The 14,260-nt window shown below is 58.7% G+C and carries 15 protein-coding genes and 1 other annotated feature; of the genes, 4 read left to right on the top strand and 11 right to left on the bottom strand.

The genetic code is table 11. The annotated features are described in order from the left end of the window. The first annotated feature begins 7 nt into the window (after positions 1-7). Positions 8-1,327: a glycosyltransferase family 2 protein gene (locus ABLU87_RS06225; RefSeq protein WP_048260841.1), complete on the top strand. Its 1,320-nt coding sequence runs from the start codon at positions 8-10 to the stop codon at positions 1,325-1,327. Positions 1,328-1,410: 83 nt separating this feature from the next. On the opposite strand, the gene hisIE is transcribed toward ABLU87_RS06225, so the two are convergent. The 9 genes from hisIE to hisL all read right to left on the bottom strand — a co-directional run bounded on the left by hisIE (position 1,411) and on the right by hisL (position 8,650). Beyond that, positions 1,411-2,010 carry a bifunctional phosphoribosyl-AMP cyclohydrolase/phosphoribosyl-ATP diphosphatase HisIE gene (gene hisIE, locus ABLU87_RS06220; RefSeq protein WP_004122447.1) on the bottom strand — a complete coding sequence of 200 codons (600 nt, stop codon included), beginning with the start codon at positions 2,008-2,010 and terminating at the stop codon, positions 1,411-1,413. Further along, a complete protein-coding gene (hisF, locus tag ABLU87_RS06215) occupies positions 2,004-2,780 on the bottom strand; it encodes an imidazole glycerol phosphate synthase subunit HisF (protein ID WP_014230048.1) in 777 nt (258 codons plus the stop codon). Before hisF ends, hisIE begins: the two co-directional genes overlap by 7 nt. Then, positions 2,762-3,499, bottom strand: a complete 738-nt coding sequence (hisA, locus tag ABLU87_RS06210) for a 1-(5-phosphoribosyl)-5-[(5-phosphoribosylamino)methylideneamino]imidazole-4-carboxamide isomerase (RefSeq protein ID WP_025107742.1) — start codon at positions 3,497-3,499, stop codon at positions 2,762-2,764. Before hisA ends, hisF begins: the two co-directional genes overlap by 19 nt. Further along, positions 3,499-4,089, bottom strand: coding sequence for an imidazole glycerol phosphate synthase subunit HisH (hisH, locus tag ABLU87_RS06205; protein ID WP_046877512.1), 591 nt, complete (start codon positions 4,087-4,089; stop codon positions 3,499-3,501). Before hisH ends, hisA begins: the two co-directional genes overlap by 1 nt. Continuing rightward, positions 4,089-5,156, bottom strand: a complete 1,068-nt coding sequence (gene hisB / locus ABLU87_RS06200) for a bifunctional histidinol-phosphatase/imidazoleglycerol-phosphate dehydratase HisB (RefSeq protein ID WP_103814524.1) — start codon at positions 5,154-5,156, stop codon at positions 4,089-4,091. The genes hisH and hisB overlap by 1 nt, the downstream gene beginning before the upstream one ends. After that, positions 5,153-6,214 (bottom strand): histidinol-phosphate transaminase, encoded by a 1,062-nt coding sequence (hisC, locus tag ABLU87_RS06195; RefSeq protein ID WP_009654461.1) that lies wholly within the window; start codon positions 6,212-6,214, stop codon positions 5,153-5,155. Before hisC ends, hisB begins: the two co-directional genes overlap by 4 nt. Further along, complete coding sequence (gene hisD / locus ABLU87_RS06190; RefSeq protein ID WP_049080036.1) at positions 6,211-7,515, bottom strand: histidinol dehydrogenase; 1,305 nt, start codon at positions 7,513-7,515, stop codon at positions 6,211-6,213. Before hisD ends, hisC begins: the two co-directional genes overlap by 4 nt. Before the next feature lie 39 nt (positions 7,516-7,554). Further along, positions 7,555-8,454, bottom strand: a complete 900-nt coding sequence (gene hisG, locus ABLU87_RS06185; RefSeq protein ID WP_014230042.1) for an ATP phosphoribosyltransferase — start codon at positions 8,452-8,454, stop codon at positions 7,555-7,557. Positions 8,455-8,501: 47 nt separating this feature from the next. Next, positions 8,502-8,624: a sequence feature (His leader region), on the bottom strand. Beyond that, a complete protein-coding gene (hisL, locus tag ABLU87_RS06180) occupies positions 8,600-8,650 on the bottom strand; it encodes a his operon leader peptide (RefSeq protein WP_009654477.1) in 51 nt (16 codons plus the stop codon). Its footprint overlaps the feature before it by 25 nt. A gap of 175 nt (positions 8,651-8,825) precedes the next feature. Here hisL and ABLU87_RS06175 point away from each other — a divergent pair, with 175 nt between their 5' ends. The 3 genes from ABLU87_RS06175 to ABLU87_RS06165 all read left to right on the top strand — a co-directional run bounded on the left by ABLU87_RS06175 (position 8,826) and on the right by ABLU87_RS06165 (position 12,225). After that, positions 8,826-9,650: an SDR family oxidoreductase gene (locus ABLU87_RS06175; RefSeq protein WP_004852412.1), complete on the top strand. Its 825-nt coding sequence runs from the start codon at positions 8,826-8,828 to the stop codon at positions 9,648-9,650. Positions 9,651-9,688: 38 nt separating this feature from the next. After that, complete coding sequence (locus ABLU87_RS06170) at positions 9,689-10,579, top strand: LysR substrate-binding domain-containing protein (protein ID WP_046877508.1); 891 nt, start codon at positions 9,689-9,691, stop codon at positions 10,577-10,579. Between the two features lie 287 nt (positions 10,580-10,866). Next, positions 10,867-12,225, top strand: coding sequence for an APC family permease (locus ABLU87_RS06165; RefSeq protein ID WP_014838930.1), 1,359 nt, complete (start codon positions 10,867-10,869; stop codon positions 12,223-12,225). Positions 12,226-12,314: 89 nt separating this feature from the next. Here ABLU87_RS06165 and ABLU87_RS06160 read toward each other — a convergent pair whose 3' ends face one another. Both ABLU87_RS06160 and nifB read right to left on the bottom strand, forming a co-directional pair. Next, positions 12,315-12,818: a nitrogen fixation protein NifQ gene (locus ABLU87_RS06160; protein ID WP_101869263.1), complete on the bottom strand. Its 504-nt coding sequence runs from the start codon at positions 12,816-12,818 to the stop codon at positions 12,315-12,317. Then, positions 12,818-14,224 (bottom strand): nitrogenase cofactor biosynthesis protein NifB, encoded by a 1,407-nt coding sequence (nifB, locus tag ABLU87_RS06155; protein ID WP_103814522.1) that lies wholly within the window; start codon positions 14,222-14,224, stop codon positions 12,818-12,820. The genes ABLU87_RS06160 and nifB overlap by 1 nt, the downstream gene beginning before the upstream one ends. Between the last annotated feature and the right edge of the window lie 36 nt (positions 14,225-14,260).

Below are 14,260 nucleotides of genomic sequence, written 5' to 3'. Positions count from 1 at the left end.
TGATTGAATGTCTGATGAATCAAGTAACGTTATTGTATCCGTTATTATCCCTGTCCATAACGCCGCGGAGTATATTGCTGAGACGCTTACTACGGTGTTAGCCCAGTCTTTAAAAGAGATTGAGATTATCCTTGTTAACGATAGCTCAACGGATAATACGCTGGATATTGTCACTAAAATAGCCAGTGAAGATTCGCGAGTCCGGGTTATCACCAACCCGAGCAACGTCGGTGGCGGCGAATCGCGAAATATTGGCTTACGAGTAGCGACCGGCGAATACATCATTTTCCTCGACGATGACGATTACGCCGATAAAGAGATGTTAAAGAGAATGTCCGACCGGGCTACGGCCCTGCAAACGGATGTTGTTATCTGCCGGTGCCAGTCAGTCGATTTGCAAACCAATACCCGTTCTCCCATGCCTTTGTCGGCGCGTGAGGATTTACTGCCTGAAAAAGAGGTCTTCTCTTCACGGGAAATTGCTGACGATTTTTTCAGAGCCTTTATATGGTGGCCATGGGATAAGCTTTTCAGACGCGAGGCTATCCTGGCAATGGGCCTGGAGTTTCAACCGCTGAGAACCACAAACGACCTGTACTTTGTGAGTTGTTTCATGCTGTTAGCAAATCGCATCTCTCTGGTTGATGAGATCTTAATCTCTCATACTATCCACCGCGCTGAGTCGCTTTCCTCCACCAGAGAAAATTCGTGGCACTGCGCGCTGCAGGCATTAACTTCGCTACGTTTGTTTATGCAAGATCGTGATTTACTGGCGTCCAGAAGTCGTGATTTTAATAATTACGCCGTTGTTTTTCTTGAGTGGCATCTCAATACGATTTCTGGCGGTACGTTTAACCCGTTGTTTAATGAAGTAAAGTCGTTCATCTTATCTTTAGAAATCGACTGTGATGACTTTTATGATGACTTTATCAAAGCTGCGTATGGCCGGATCGTTAATCAGTCAGCGGAAGAGTATATTTTTTCACTGAAAGACAGAGCGTTACGCGAGCTTGAACATGCACAAATGTTGAACTCAACGCTGCAGGAAGAAATGACTTTTCTTAAACAGTCGACGGTATCTCAGCGAAGTGAAATTGATGTTCTGAAGGCGCAGGTTAGCGATAAAACCACCATTATCCACGAGCTCGAACAGCGGAATGCGCGTTTAGAGGAAGAGTATCAAACTCAACAACAGAAATTGCTCAGCATTGAAAATGCGTACCATGAGCTGACTCAGCGCTATACAGATTTAGTCTCATCTTTGTCATGGAAAATGACGAAACCATTGAGGCTAGTTAAAGAAATAACCGCACGAAAAAAGTCATGACGTCGATAAACCGGTGATATCAACCAGCGCGCTGGCGATGTTGATATTGCAAGGGAGGCGTCATGCCGCCTCCCTTTGATGACTTACTTATGCCTGCTCCGCAGGTTTTCTACCACATCCGTTAAATTCAGCCCCTGATCCTGCAGCAGCACCAGCAGGTGATACATCAAATCCGATGCTTCATTCTTCAGTTCGAACTGGTCATGCACCGTCGCGGCCAGCGCGGTCTCAACGCCTTCTTCCCCCACCTTCTGCGCAATACGTTTGGTGCCGCTGGCGTACAGCTTCGCGGTATAGGAGCTCTCCGGATCGGCGTGTTTGCGTTCCGCCAGCAGCTGCTCCAGCTGATATAAGAACAGCCACTGATGGCCGGTTTCGCCAAAGCAGCTTGAGGTGCCTTTATGGCAGGTTGGGCCAATCGGATTAACCAGCGCCAGCAGGGTATCGTTATCGCAATCCGGGGTGATGCTCACCACGTTGAGGAAATTGCCCGACGTTTCCCCCTTGGTCCACAGACGCTGTTTGGTCCGCGAATAAAAGGTCACCTTGCCGGTCTCTTCGGTTTTCGCCAGCGCATCCTGATTCATATAGCCCAGCATCAGCACTTCACCAGAAACGGCGTGCTGCACGATGACCGGCATCAGACCGTCGGTTTTTTGCCAATCCAGCTGTTCACTTAACATACCCTAATCTCCACGCCCTGTGCTGCCAGGTACGTTTTCAGTTCACCAATGTTGATAATTTGCTTGTGGAACACCGAGGCGGCCAGCGCGCCGTCGACGTTGGCGTCGCGGAAGGCTTCCAGGAAGTGCTCCATGGTGCCCGCGCCGCCGGATGCAATCAGCGGCACGTGGCACACGGCGCGGACCTTGCTTAACTGCGCCAGATCGTAGCCGTTACGCACGCCGTCCTGGTTCATCATATTGAGGACGATTTCGCCGGCCCCGCGCTTTTGCACTTCCTGCACCCAGTCCAGGGTTTCCCACTGCGTCACCCGCGTCCGGCTCTCATCGCCGGTATACTGGTTGACGTGATACTTACCGCTCGCGGCGTCAAACCAGGTATCGATGCCCACCACAATACACTGCACGCCGAAACGGTCGGCCAGGCGGGTAATCAGCGTCGGATCCGCCAGGGCAGGGGAGTTGATGGAGATTTTATCCGCGCCGAAGGAGAGGATTTGCGCCGCATCGTCCAGCGACTTAATGCCGCCGGCGACGCAGAACGGAATGTCGATCACTTCCGCGACCCGCGATACCCAGCTTTTGTCCACCACGCGGCCGTCGCTGGAGGCGGTGATATCGTAGAACACCAGCTCATCCGCGCCTTCGTCGGCATAGCGTTTTGCCAGCGGGACGATATCACCGATGATTTCGTGATTACGGAACTGCACGCCTTTCACTACCTGGCCGTCGCGAACGTCGAGACAGGGGATTATCCGTTTTGCCAGCATTGAATGGCCTCCGTTACGTTAAATTTACCTTCCAGCAGCGCCCGGCCGACAATTACCCCGCGCACTCCGGTTCCGCGCAGCGCGGCGATATCATGCAGATCGCCAATGCCCCCGGAAGACTGAAACGCGACCTGCGGATAGCGGGCGCAGACTTCTTCATACAGCGAGACGTTAGACCCGGCCAGCGTCCCGTCGCGGGAAATATCGGTACACAGCACGTGCTGCAGGCCGACGGACTGATAGCTCTCCACCAGCTCCTCCAGGGTTACGCCGGAGTTCTCCTGCCAGCCGCTGACCGCCACCTGCTTGCTGCCTTCCGCGTCAATCCGCACGTCAAGCGCCAGCACCAGATGCTGCGGGCCAAAACGCGTAAACCAGCCTTTCACCACTTCCGGCGACTTCACCGCCGTCGAACCCACCACCACGCGCGCCACGCCTGCATCAAGCAGGGCGGCCACGTCTTCTTCCGTCCGCACGCCGCCGCCAACCTGCACCGGCACGTTCACGCCGGCAACCAGCGTTTTCAGCAGCGGGATCTGGCGCTTCGCCGGATCTTTCGCCCCGGTCAGGTCGACCAGGTGCAGCACTTCGGCCCCCTGGGCGGCATAGGATTGCAGGCGCGGCAGCGGGTCGTTACCGTAGTCGCGCTGCTGAGCGTAATCGCCCTGATGGAGACGGACGACCGTGCCGTCAATTAAATCTAAAGCAGGAATGATCATCACATCTCCAGGAAGTTTTTCAGCAGCTGCGCCCCGGCGCTGCCGGAGCGTTCAGGGTGGAACTGGACGCCAAAGAAGTTATCTTTCTGCACCGCCGCGGTGAAGGCCTCGCCGTAGCTGCACTGGGCGATGGTATTGACGTTGACCGGCATCGCGTAGCTGTGGACGAAGTAAAAATACGCCCCGTCTTCAATGCCGCGAAACAGACGATCGCCCGCTTTGGCATATACCCGGTTCCAGCCCATATGCGGTAGCGGCAGGCCGTGGTCGGTCATTTTCGGCACCTCCTGGTCGATAATGCCCAGCAGGTCAACGCCGTTATTCTCCTCGCTGCGTTTTCCCAGCAGCTGCATGCCGAGGCAAATGCCCAGCACCGGCTGGGTACAGGCTTTAATCAGCTCGATCAAATCGCGCTCGCGCAGCTGGTCCATCGCCGCCTGAGCCGTGCCCACCCCCGGCAGAAACAGTTTATCGGCGCGCAGCACCACATCCGGGTCGCGGCTGACCTGCGGCTCGTAGCCGTGGCGGCTCACCGCGGATTTCACCGAATTGAGGTTGGCGCAGCCGGTATCGAGGATCACCACGTTCATCAGAGTACCCCTTTCGAAGACGGCAGCGTGTCGCCCTGGACGCGAATCGCCTGGCGTAGCGTGCGGCCGAAGGCCTTAAACAGGCTCTCTACGCGGTGGTGGTCGTTTTTGCCCTTGGTTTTCAGGTGCAGAGTGACCGCCATGGTATAGGAGAGCGAGCGGAAGAAGTGTTCCACCATCTCGGTGCTCAGATCGCCAACGCGCTGATAGGTAAAGTCGGCTTTGTATTCGAGGTGCGGACGGCCGGAGATATCCAGCGCGCAGCGGGCCAGGCATTCGTCCATCGGCAGCACAAAGCCGAAACGGCCAATACCGCGTTTGTCGCCGAGGGCCAGCTTCAGCGATTCGCCCAGCGCGAGCCCGGTATCTTCCACGGTGTGGTGATCGTCGATATAAAGATCGCCGCCGACGTTAATCTCCAGGCGGAAGCCGCCGTGGGTGGCGATTTGGTCAAGCATATGATCGAAGAAGCCGACGCCGGTGGAGATTTTGCTGCCGCCTTCGCGGTCCAGCCACACTTTCACATCCACCTGGGTCTCTTTGGTGATGCGCTCAACGTGGGCGTAGCGGTCGCGGCGGGTTAGCTGTTCGCAAATGGTCGGCCAGTCCAGCTTTTCGCGGTCATAGCGCAGGCCGGTAATGCCCATGTTATCCGCCAGCTGGATATCGGTCGCGCGGTCGCCAATCACGTAGCTGTTGGCGGTGTCCATCACCCCTTGCTCCAGCCACGGCAGCACCAGTTTGGTTTTCGGCTTGCGGCAGTCGCAGTTATCCGCCGGGAGATGCGGACAAATCAGCACCTCGTCAAAGTTGACGCCCTGCGAGGCGAAAATCTGCATCATCAGGTTGTGCGGGCCGTCGAACTCGTCCTGCGGCAGGCTGGCGGTTCCCAGCCCGTCCTGATTGGTGATCATTACCAGCCTGTACCCTTCCTGCTGCAGCTTCAGCAGGGCCGGGATCACCTGCGGCTCAAACGCCAGCTTATCGAAGCGGTCTACCTGAAAATCAACCGGTGGCTCGGAAATCAGCGTACCGTCACGGTCAATAAAGAGAAACTTCTGGGTCATACATTCTCCGCAGTCAAAGCGTCAATGACGCGCTGGCTCTCTGCACGGGTACCGATAGTGATACGCAAACAGCCGCTTAATGAAGGTTGTTTATTCTGGTCACGTAAGATAATGCCCTGATCCCACAAAGATTTAAATACCGCGCTGGAGGCGGTGATCCGCGCCAGAACGTAGTTGCTCTCGGAATCGAACACCTCTTCAACGCAGGCAATGCTGCGCAGCTGGCTGACCAGATAATCGCGTTCGGCGAGGATCTGCGCCACGCGCGCCCGCATGGCGGCAATGCCTTCCGCGCTGAGCGCCTGGGCGGCGATGTCGGCGACCGGCGTCGAGAGCGGATAAGGTGCGATAACCTTCATCAGCACGTTAATCACCTCGGCGTTGGCGAGGGTAAAGCCGCAGCGCAGTCCGGCCAGGGCGAATGCCTTGGAGAGGGTACGCAGAATCACCAGGTGCGGATACTCGTTGAGCCAGGTCGCCAGCGTGGCCTGCGGGCAGAACTCAATATAGGCTTCATCCGCGACCACGATGGCTTTACCGCGCGCCATCTCCAGCAGGGTGCGAAAATCTTTCGGGTTGATAATCTGCCCGGTCGGGTTATTCGGGCTGCAGACGAACACCACTTTCACGCCGTCAAGATTGGCCGCGATGCCCGGCAGATCCAGCTGCCAGTCGGCGAGGGTGGGCACCGTACGGCAGGTCACGCCGATGGTTTCGGCGCTGACGCTGTACATGCCGTAGGTCGGCGGGCAGTAGAGCACTGCGTCCTGCCCCGGCTCGCAGAAGGCGCGGATCAGCAGTTCAATGCCTTCATCGGCGCCGCGGCTGACCAACACCTGCTCCGGCTTGACGCCCGCATACTGCGCGTAGCGTTCAATGACCGCTTTCGGCTGCGGTTCCGGATAGCGGTTCATCGTCTGCTCGGTCAGCTGAAACGCGACCGCGGTCGGGAATTCGTTGGCGTTCAGCCAGACGTCGCCTTTACCGCCCAGACGGCGAGCAGATTGATACGGCGTCAGCGCGCGGACGTTGGCGCGGGCTAAATCTTCGATGCTCATGCTTGCTCCTTAAGGGCTGCGACGCGCAGCGTAACGGCGTTTTTGTGGGCGTCCAGACGCTCGGCGGCGGCCAGAATCTCAATCGTTGAGGCGAGGGCGGCAAACCCGTCGCGCGACAGCTCCTGCACGGTCATGCGTTTCTGAAAATCCGCCAGGCCGAGGCTGGAGCAGGTGGCGGTGTAGCCGTAGGTCGGCAGCACGTGGTTGGTGCCGGAGGCGTAATCGCCGGCGGACTCCGGCGACCAGTCGCCGAGGAATACCGAACCGGCGCTGGTAATGCCGTTGACCAGTTCGCGGGCGTTGCGGGTCTGAATAATCAGGTGCTCCGGACCGTACTGGTTGGAAATCTCCACGCACTGGGCGATATCGCGCGCCACGATGATGCGGCTGGCGGAGAGTGCCCCGCGGGCCGTTTCCGCACGGGACAGCGCGGCCAGCTGGCGCTCAACGGCTTGCGCGACGCGGGTGGCCATCTCGCTATCCGGCGTCAGCAGGATCACCTGCGAATCCGGGCCGTGCTCCGCCTGGGAAAGCAGGTCAGAGGCGACGAAATCCGGAGTGGCGCCGCTGTCGGCGATCACCAGCACTTCCGACGGCCCGGCGGGCATATCGATAGCCGCGCCGTCAAGACGCTGGCTGACCTGGCGCTTGGCTTCGGTCACGAAGGCGTTGCCCGGGCCAAAGATTTTATCGACCTTCGCCACCGATTCGGTGCCGAACGCCAGGGCGGCAATCGCCTGCGCGCCGCCGACGTTAAAGATATTGCGCACGCCGCACAGCTGGGCGGCATAGAGGATTTCATCGGCAATCGGCGGCGGCGAGCATAGCACCACCTGCTGGCAGCCCGCGATGCGCGCCGGCGTGGCGAGCATCAGCACCGTGGAGAACAGCGGCGCCGAGCCGCCGGGAATATATAAGCCGACGGAGGCGATAGGGCGGGTCACCTGCTGGCAGCGTACGCCCGGCAGGGTTTCCACATCGACGGCCTGCAGCCGCTGCGCGTTGTGGAAGGTTTCGATATTTTTGACCGCCACGGCCATCGCCTGCTTGAGCTCGTCGCTCAGGCGCGCGCCGGCGGCGGCAATCTCTTCGTCGCTGACCTTCAGCGCCTTGACGTCGGTTTTATCGAACTTCGCGCCGTATTCGCGCAGGGCCGCATCGCCGTTATCTTTAACGTTATTCAGGATCTCCGACACCGTCTTGCTGATGCTCTCGGAGGCGGAAATGGCCGGGCGCGTTAAGAGCTGTTGCTGTTGTTCTGCGCTACAGCCGTTCCAGTCGATAATTGTGTTGAAGCTCATGGTTGTTTCCCCTGTTTATCCCGTGACCGACTCGCCGGTTTACTCCATCATCTTCTCAATCGGCAGGACCAGAATGGAGCTGGCGCCCAGCGCTTTCAGTTTTTCCATGGTTTCCCAGAACAGGGTTTCGCTGCTCACCATGTGCATCGCCACGCGCTGCTTGTCACCCGCCAGCGGCAGAATGGTCGGGCGCTCGGCGCCGGGCAGCAGGGCGACCACTTCTTCCAGGCGCTCGGTCGGCGCGTGCATCATGATGTATTTTGATTCGCGGGCCTGAATCACTCCCTGAATACGGGTCAGCAGGCGGTCGATCAGCTGCTGTTTGCTATCGGCCATCTCGCCGTCGCGCTGGATCAGGCAGGCTTTGGAGCGGAACATCACTTCCACTTCGCGCAGGCCGTTCGCTTCGAGAGTCGCGCCGGTTGATACCAGGTCGCAAATCGCGTCGGCCAGACCGGCGCGCGGAGCCACTTCAACCGAGCCGTTCAGCAGGCAGGATTTGAACGAGATGCCTTTCTGGTCAAGGTAGCGCTTCAGCAGGTGCGGGTAGGAGGTGGCGATGCGTTTGCCGTCCAGCGCCGCCGGGCCGTCCCAGGGTTCATCCGCCGGGGTCGCCAGCGACAGGCGGCAGCCGCCGAAGTCGAGACGGCGCAGGGTGAAGTAGCGCGGGTCTTCGCCCTGAGCGCGGCGGCTCAGCAGCTCTTCCTCCAGCACGTTTTCGCCGATAATCCCCAAATCGACCACGCCGTCCATGATAAGGCCCGGAATATCGTCGTCACGCACGCGCAGAATATCGATGGGCATATTTTCCGCCAGCGCGATCAGGCGCTGGGTGTGCAGATTCACTTTGATGCCGCAGCGGCTGAGTAATTCGCGTGAATCTTCGCTTAAACGCCCTGATTTCTGAATAGCTATGCGTAAACGGCTGTTGTCTAACATTCTTATTTTCCTCTGTAACCCTGTCTGAATCTGTCCGAATTCGGTCCAAAAAAAAGCCCCCGGAAGTGAATCTTCCGGGGGCTCTCTTTGCGTTCATGCACCACTGGAAGATCCAAACGTCTTCCAGCACACATCGCCTGAAAGACTAGTCAGGATGATGGTGATGATGGTGGTTTTTAAATTGAACGCTGTTCATAAAATTCTCTGTGAATGACTATGCATTTGATGCCTTTTAACCTAAACCACTTCGCTCGCATAAAGCAAGGGCTTTTTTCTATCATTAATTGATTTCATATTGACCTAAGAAATTGTCAGCTGCCGCCGGCTGGCGTAGCCTTAAGTCAGCACAGCGAAAATTCAGGAGCAAGGGGATGAAAAAGGTCGCAATTGTAGGTTTAGGATGGCTGGGTATGCCGCTTGCGCTGTCGTTGATGTCGCGGGGATGGCAGGTGACCGGCAGTAAGACCACGCAGGATGGCGTCGAGGCGGCACGGATGTGCGGCATCGACGGCTATCCGCTGCGTCTGGAGCCGCAGCTGGTCTGCGACACCGAAGATCTGGATGCCTTAATGAACGTTGACGCGCTGGTCATTACCTTACCGGCGCGGCGAACCGGACCGGGAGAGGACTTTTATCTTCAGGCGGTACAGGAGATCGTCGATACCGCGCTGGCGCATCATGTGCCGCGCATCATATTCACCAGCTCAACGTCGGTTTACGGCAACGCCAGCGGCACGCTGAAAGAGAACTCGCCCCGCAACCCGCAAACCGCCAGCGGGCGGGTGCTGAAAGAGCTGGAGGACTGGCTGCATAACCTTCCCGGCACCTCGGTGGACATTCTGCGCCTCGCCGGGCTGGTGGGGCCGTCTCGTCATCCGGGGCGCTTTTTTGCCGGAAAATCCGCGCCGGACGGCCAGCACGGCGTCAATCTGGTGCATCTTCAGGATGTGATTGCCGCGATCGAACTGTTACTGCAGGCTCCGAAAGGCGGGCGCATCTATAATATATGTGCGCCTAAGCATCCCGCGCGCGGCGTCTTTTATCCGCAGATGGCCCGCGAGCTTGGGCTTCCCGTCCCCGTATTCTCTGATAACCCGGAGAACGGTAGCGGTAAGATCGTAGATGGCAGCCGTATTTGCAACGAACTGGGGTTTGAGTACCAATACCCCGATCCGCTGGTCATGCCGATGGAGTAATGCGCCAGCGGTGAATCGCGTACCGTAAGGGGGTAGCGATGAAACCACTGCTGGATGTGCTCGTCATTCTTGATGCCCTCGACAAAGAGGGCAGTTTTGCCGCCGCCTCGGCGAAGCTCTATAAAACGCCGTCGGCGCTGAGCTACACCATTCATAAGCTGGAAAGCGATCTCAATATTCAACTGCTTGACCGCAGCGGCCACCGGGCGCGCTTTACCCGTACCGGGCAGATGCTGCTGGAAAAGGGGCGCGACGTGCTGCACACCGCCCGCGAGCTGGAAAAGCAGGCCGTCAGGCTGCATCAGGGCTGGGAAAATGCGCTGATACTCAACGTCGACGCCACCTTTCCGTTCCCGCTGTTGGCTCCCGCGATCGCGGCGTTTTATCACCAGCATCACGCTACCCGCCTTGAATTCCGCCGCGATACCCCGGGCGCAAACTGGCAGATGCTGATGGAAGGGCGGGCGGATCTTCTGCTCGGCGTGCTGGGCGACCCGCCGGCGCTCAGCGGCTGCGGCTCTGTTCTGCTGGGAGAGGTGGCGCAGGCGTTTGTTGTTGCGCCCCGGCATCCGCTTGCGCAGATTGCCGGCCCGCTGGGCTGGCGGACGTTGCGCCGTCATCGGGCGATTGTGGCCGACGGCGCGTGGCCGCAGATTGACGCTCAGGATAGCCTGGCGGTATTCGATCTTTCCGCCCGGCTGACGCTGCTGTGCGCCGGACTGGGATGGGGCTATTTGCCGCTATTTCAGGTACAGCCTTTCATCGCCCGCGGCGAGCTACAAATATTAAAAACGACGGTGCCTGAACCGGTCAATCGCGCGTGGATAGGCTGGAATGAAGATATTTGCGGGCAGGCGGGCGAGTGGTGGCGAAAGGAGATATTAGCAAATAGTGCTATCCATCAGGTCTATAATACTAAAATCGTATGAATATTAATCTGTTAGAGAATCGCCGTAATTATTAAGCCTTGTAACATCTTGTCATCGTGCCAGTAGTTGTTGCAAAATACGCGTCCTGAAAATCAGAAACTGGCCGACGCTTTTTTAAAGTGTCGGTTATTTTTTTGGTTGAAAGACACATCATTCAATACCAAGAGGCCGGGCTTCGTACCGGATAGATATTTACTAAAAACCGACAGTGGTTGTCGCTGAGGAATACAAAGAAATGGGGCAATTTTTTGCTTACGCGCTGGCGTTCACCGTAAAAGGGGATAACTATGTCGCATAACGCTACTCCAAAAACCTCTCGCGTGGAATTACGTAAAACGCTTACGTTGATTCCGGTTGTCATGATGGGCCTGGCCTATATGCAGCCGATGACGCTGTTCGATACGTTTGGTATCGTCTCTGGATTGACTGATGGTCACGTTGCGACGGCTTACGCCTTCGCGCTGATCGCCATTCTTTTCACGGCGCTGAGCTACGGTAAACTGGTTCGCCGTTTCCCGTCGGCGGGTTCCGCTTATACCTACGCGCAGAAATCCATTAGCCCGGCCGTTGGCTTTATGGTTGGCTGGTCATCGCTGCTGGACTACCTGTTCATGCCGATGATCAACATTCTGCTGGCGAAAATTTACTTTGAAGCGCTGGTGCCTTCTATTCCATCGTGGATCTTCGTTGTCGCGCTGGTGGCCTTTATGACCATCTCCAACCTGCGCAGCATCAAGACCGTGGCGAACTTCAACACCCTGATCGTTATCCTGCAGATGGGCATCGTGGCGGTGATTGTTGGCCTGATTATCTACGGCGTTATGCACGGCGAAGGCGCGGGCACGCTGACCAGCACCCGTCCGTTCTGGTCTGAAGGCGCGCACGTGGTGCCGATGATTACCGGCGCGACCATTCTGTGCTTCTCGTTCCTCGGCTTCGACGGTATCTCTTCGCTGTCTGAAGAGACCAAAGACGCAGAGCGCGTGATCCCGAAGGCTATCTTCCTGACCGCGCTGATTGGCGGCCTGATCTTTATCGGCGCTTCCTACTTCCTGCAGCTGTACTTCCCGGATATCTCACGCTTTAAGGATCCGGACGCATCGCAGCCTGAAATCATGCTGTACGTGGCGGGCAAAACCTTCCAGTGGGGCGTGCTGATTTTCTCCAGCGTCACCGTACTGGCGTCCGGCATGGCCGCGCACGCGGGCGTTTCCCGTCTGATGTACGTGATGGGCCGCGACGGCGTGTTCCCGACGCGCTTCTTCGGCTACGTGCATCCGAAATGGCGGACTCCGGCGTGGAACGTACTGCTGGTTGGCGCAATTGCGCTGCTGGCGATTAAATTCGACCTCGTCACGGCGACGGCGCTGATTAACTTCGGTGCGCTGGTGGCGTTCACCTTCGTTAACCTGTCGGTGATCTCCCAGTTCTGGATCCGTGAAAAGCGCAACAAAACGCTGAAAGACCACTTCAACTATCTGGTTCTGCCGGTGTGCGGCGCGCTGACCGTTGGCGCACTGTGGATCAATCTGGAAGAGAGCTCCATGATTCTCGGCCTGATCTGGGGCGGTATTGGTCTGGTCTACCTGGCCTGCGTGACCAAAAGCTTCCGCAACCCGGTACCGCAGTACGAAGACGTTGCCTGATCGCGTTTGGTGATGTGAAAAGCCGGAGGGAGACCTCCGGCTTTTTTGTTTCTGGCGTTCCGCAGGCCGGGCAGGAGCCCGGGTAACCGCTACTCAAAACAGACGCTGCGCTCCCGGCACTCGTCGCAGCTTGGCGACCGGCAGATAACTTCCCCCTGCTGGAGCAAACAGCGCTGACGGTAAAAGAACTTTTTCCAGCGCATATTGTGTTCGTTCATCGCCACCAGCTGCGGAAAGCAGTCGATCATCAGCAGGCGCAGTTCAGCGCGCGACGCAAGGCCCAGATCCTGCCAGAGATGGTTAAACGCCAGCGAAACCTCGGCGATAATCTGCGCCATCGGCCCGGCCTCCTGCTGCATCCAGCCCGCCAGCCACGCGCCCAGCTGCTGGCGCTCCTCCTCGCGGGTAGCGTTGAGTTCGCTCATCAGGCGGCGGCGGGTTAGCGCCTCGCCGTCCAGCGGCGTCTCCGCCTCGCCCAGGCGTCGCCGCAGCGCCTGCCAGTCGCGCGGGCTAAGCCCCATGCGCAGCGGAAAGCTGCCTTTCCCCGCGTGGTACAGCAGCCATAAGCGCCGCAGCCAGTCGAGCGGCGGCATCAGGCGACCCCCTTATGCGGCAGCGCGGCAGGCCAGCTCCCCCGGCGCTGCTGCCACCACGCGGGCAGCACTTCGGAGACCGGCCGCCATGCGCCGTCAACGCACGGTTCAATGCCTTCCTGTTCCAGCATTTGCCACGGCGTATGGCCGATACGCACGCAGAATACGGCTTTAACGTCCGCCAGCAGTTCGAGGATCGCCGCGAACCGGGCCGCGTTATCCTGCGGCTCGCACTCTTCGCGCCCCTGACAATATTTAGGCGTAAACCGTTCGTTGACCAGCACCATGCCGGCGGCCGAGAGGCTGTAGATAGAGAACCGGTCGGTGTGGCCAAAGTGGCAATCAATCACGTCCCCGCGGCTTGACGCCACGGCGACCAGGCAGGCGTCATCGGCTTCAGATTCGCCGCGGGTGGCAATGCTGGCGTGCAGCTGCGCGCGCTGGTGGAGGATCGGCAGCCAGGCCGGGAGGCTCTCCGGGGCCGGAAGCTGGGTAAACTGCTGGCTGCGGTCTTCGCCAAGCATCCCGATGGCGTCGGCGCGGCACTGGTGGCAGTGGGTCATCTGCGGCATCACTTCTCCGCACCGGCTGCGGGTGGCGGCGAGCGTCTCGGCGTCCGGCTCCGGCTGGCCGTTGAGGCCAAACACCGTGCCGTGCTCCGGCCTGGCGATCAGCGGCATAATATTATGGATAAACGCGCCGCTGGCCCGCAGCGCGCGGCTCACGTCGGCCATGCCGCTATCGTTGATGCCGGGGATCAGCACCGAGTTTATTTTCACCAGCACGCCCTGGGCGGTCAGCCTGCGCACGCCCTCCAGCTGACGATCAATCAGAATCTCTCCCGCTTCGCGTCCGCTGTAGCGCTCGCCGTCCAGCCATAGCCAGGCGTAGATTTGCGCGGCAATCTCCGCGTCGAGGGTATTAATGGTGACCGTAACGTGGTCAACCCCGACGTCCAGCAGGCGGTCCACCGCGTCGGGCAGCATCAGCCCGTTGGTCGACAGGCATAACTTCAGGTCCGGCAGCTGTTCGCGGATCAGCTCCAGGGTGCGGAAGGTGCGGGCGATATTGGCGAGCGGATCGCCGGGGCCGGCGATGCCGACCACCGAAAGCTGCGGGATCGCCTGTGCGACCTGACGCACTTTGACGACCGCCTGTTCAGGCGTGAGCAGCGTTGACGATACGCCGGGGCGGGACTCATTGCTGCAATCGAATTTGCGATTACAGTAATTGCACTGCAAATTGCAGGCGGGCGCGACGGGCAGATGCATCCGCGCGAAACGGTGATGCCCATTACGAGAGTAGCAGGGGTGCGCGGCAGCTTTATCGGCCACAAGCGGCGTCAGGGCGCTGTCATCCGCCGGGCGGCAGGCTGGGCCGCCAGAAAAAGAGGAGCAGGAAGTCATGGTCATACCTTCGTGGTTGGGCGATACCTTCCTGCT

The sequence above is a fragment of the Klebsiella sp. CB_Kp196 genome, from assembly GCF_040061575.1.
GTDB lineage: Bacteria > Pseudomonadota > Gammaproteobacteria > Enterobacterales > Enterobacteriaceae > Klebsiella > Klebsiella michiganensis.
The sequence above is the reverse complement of the archived record's forward strand: the minus strand, read 5'-3'. Positions and strand labels throughout refer to the sequence as shown.

What these genes read in the sequence shown, in the direction of transcription:
- ABLU87_RS06225 (WP_048260841.1), top strand. Translation starts at nt 8, where the DNA reads ATGTCTGATGAATCAAGTAACGTTATTGTATCCGTTATTATCCCTGTC.
- hisIE (WP_004122447.1), bottom strand. Translation starts at nt 2,010, where the DNA reads ATGTTAAGTGAACAGCTGGATTGGCAAAAAACCGACGGTCTGATGCCG.
- hisF (WP_014230048.1), bottom strand. Translation starts at nt 2,780, where the DNA reads ATGCTGGCAAAACGGATAATCCCCTGTCTCGACGTTCGCGACGGCCAG.
- hisA (WP_025107742.1), bottom strand. Translation starts at nt 3,499, where the DNA reads ATGATCATTCCTGCTTTAGATTTAATTGACGGCACGGTCGTCCGTCTC.
- hisH (WP_046877512.1), bottom strand. Translation starts at nt 4,089, where the DNA reads ATGAACGTGGTGATCCTCGATACCGGCTGCGCCAACCTCAATTCGGTG.
- hisB (WP_103814524.1), bottom strand. Translation starts at nt 5,156, where the DNA reads ATGACCCAGAAGTTTCTCTTTATTGACCGTGACGGTACGCTGATTTCC.
- hisC (WP_009654461.1), bottom strand. Translation starts at nt 6,214, where the DNA reads ATGAGCATCGAAGATTTAGCCCGCGCCAACGTCCGCGCGCTGACGCCG.
- hisD (WP_049080036.1), bottom strand. Translation starts at nt 7,515, where the DNA reads ATGAGCTTCAACACAATTATCGACTGGAACGGCTGTAGCGCAGAACAA.
- hisG (WP_014230042.1), bottom strand. Translation starts at nt 8,454, where the DNA reads ATGTTAGACAACAGCCGTTTACGCATAGCTATTCAGAAATCAGGGCGT.
- ABLU87_RS06175 (WP_004852412.1), top strand. Translation starts at nt 8,826, where the DNA reads ATGAAAAAGGTCGCAATTGTAGGTTTAGGATGGCTGGGTATGCCGCTT.
- ABLU87_RS06170 (WP_046877508.1), top strand. Translation starts at nt 9,689, where the DNA reads ATGAAACCACTGCTGGATGTGCTCGTCATTCTTGATGCCCTCGACAAA.
- ABLU87_RS06165 (WP_014838930.1), top strand. Translation starts at nt 10,867, where the DNA reads ATGTCGCATAACGCTACTCCAAAAACCTCTCGCGTGGAATTACGTAAA.
- ABLU87_RS06160 (WP_101869263.1), bottom strand. Translation starts at nt 12,818, where the DNA reads ATGCCGCCGCTCGACTGGCTGCGGCGCTTATGGCTGCTGTACCACGCG.
- nifB (WP_103814522.1), bottom strand. Translation starts at nt 14,224, where the DNA reads ATGACTTCCTGCTCCTCTTTTTCTGGCGGCCCAGCCTGCCGCCCGGCG.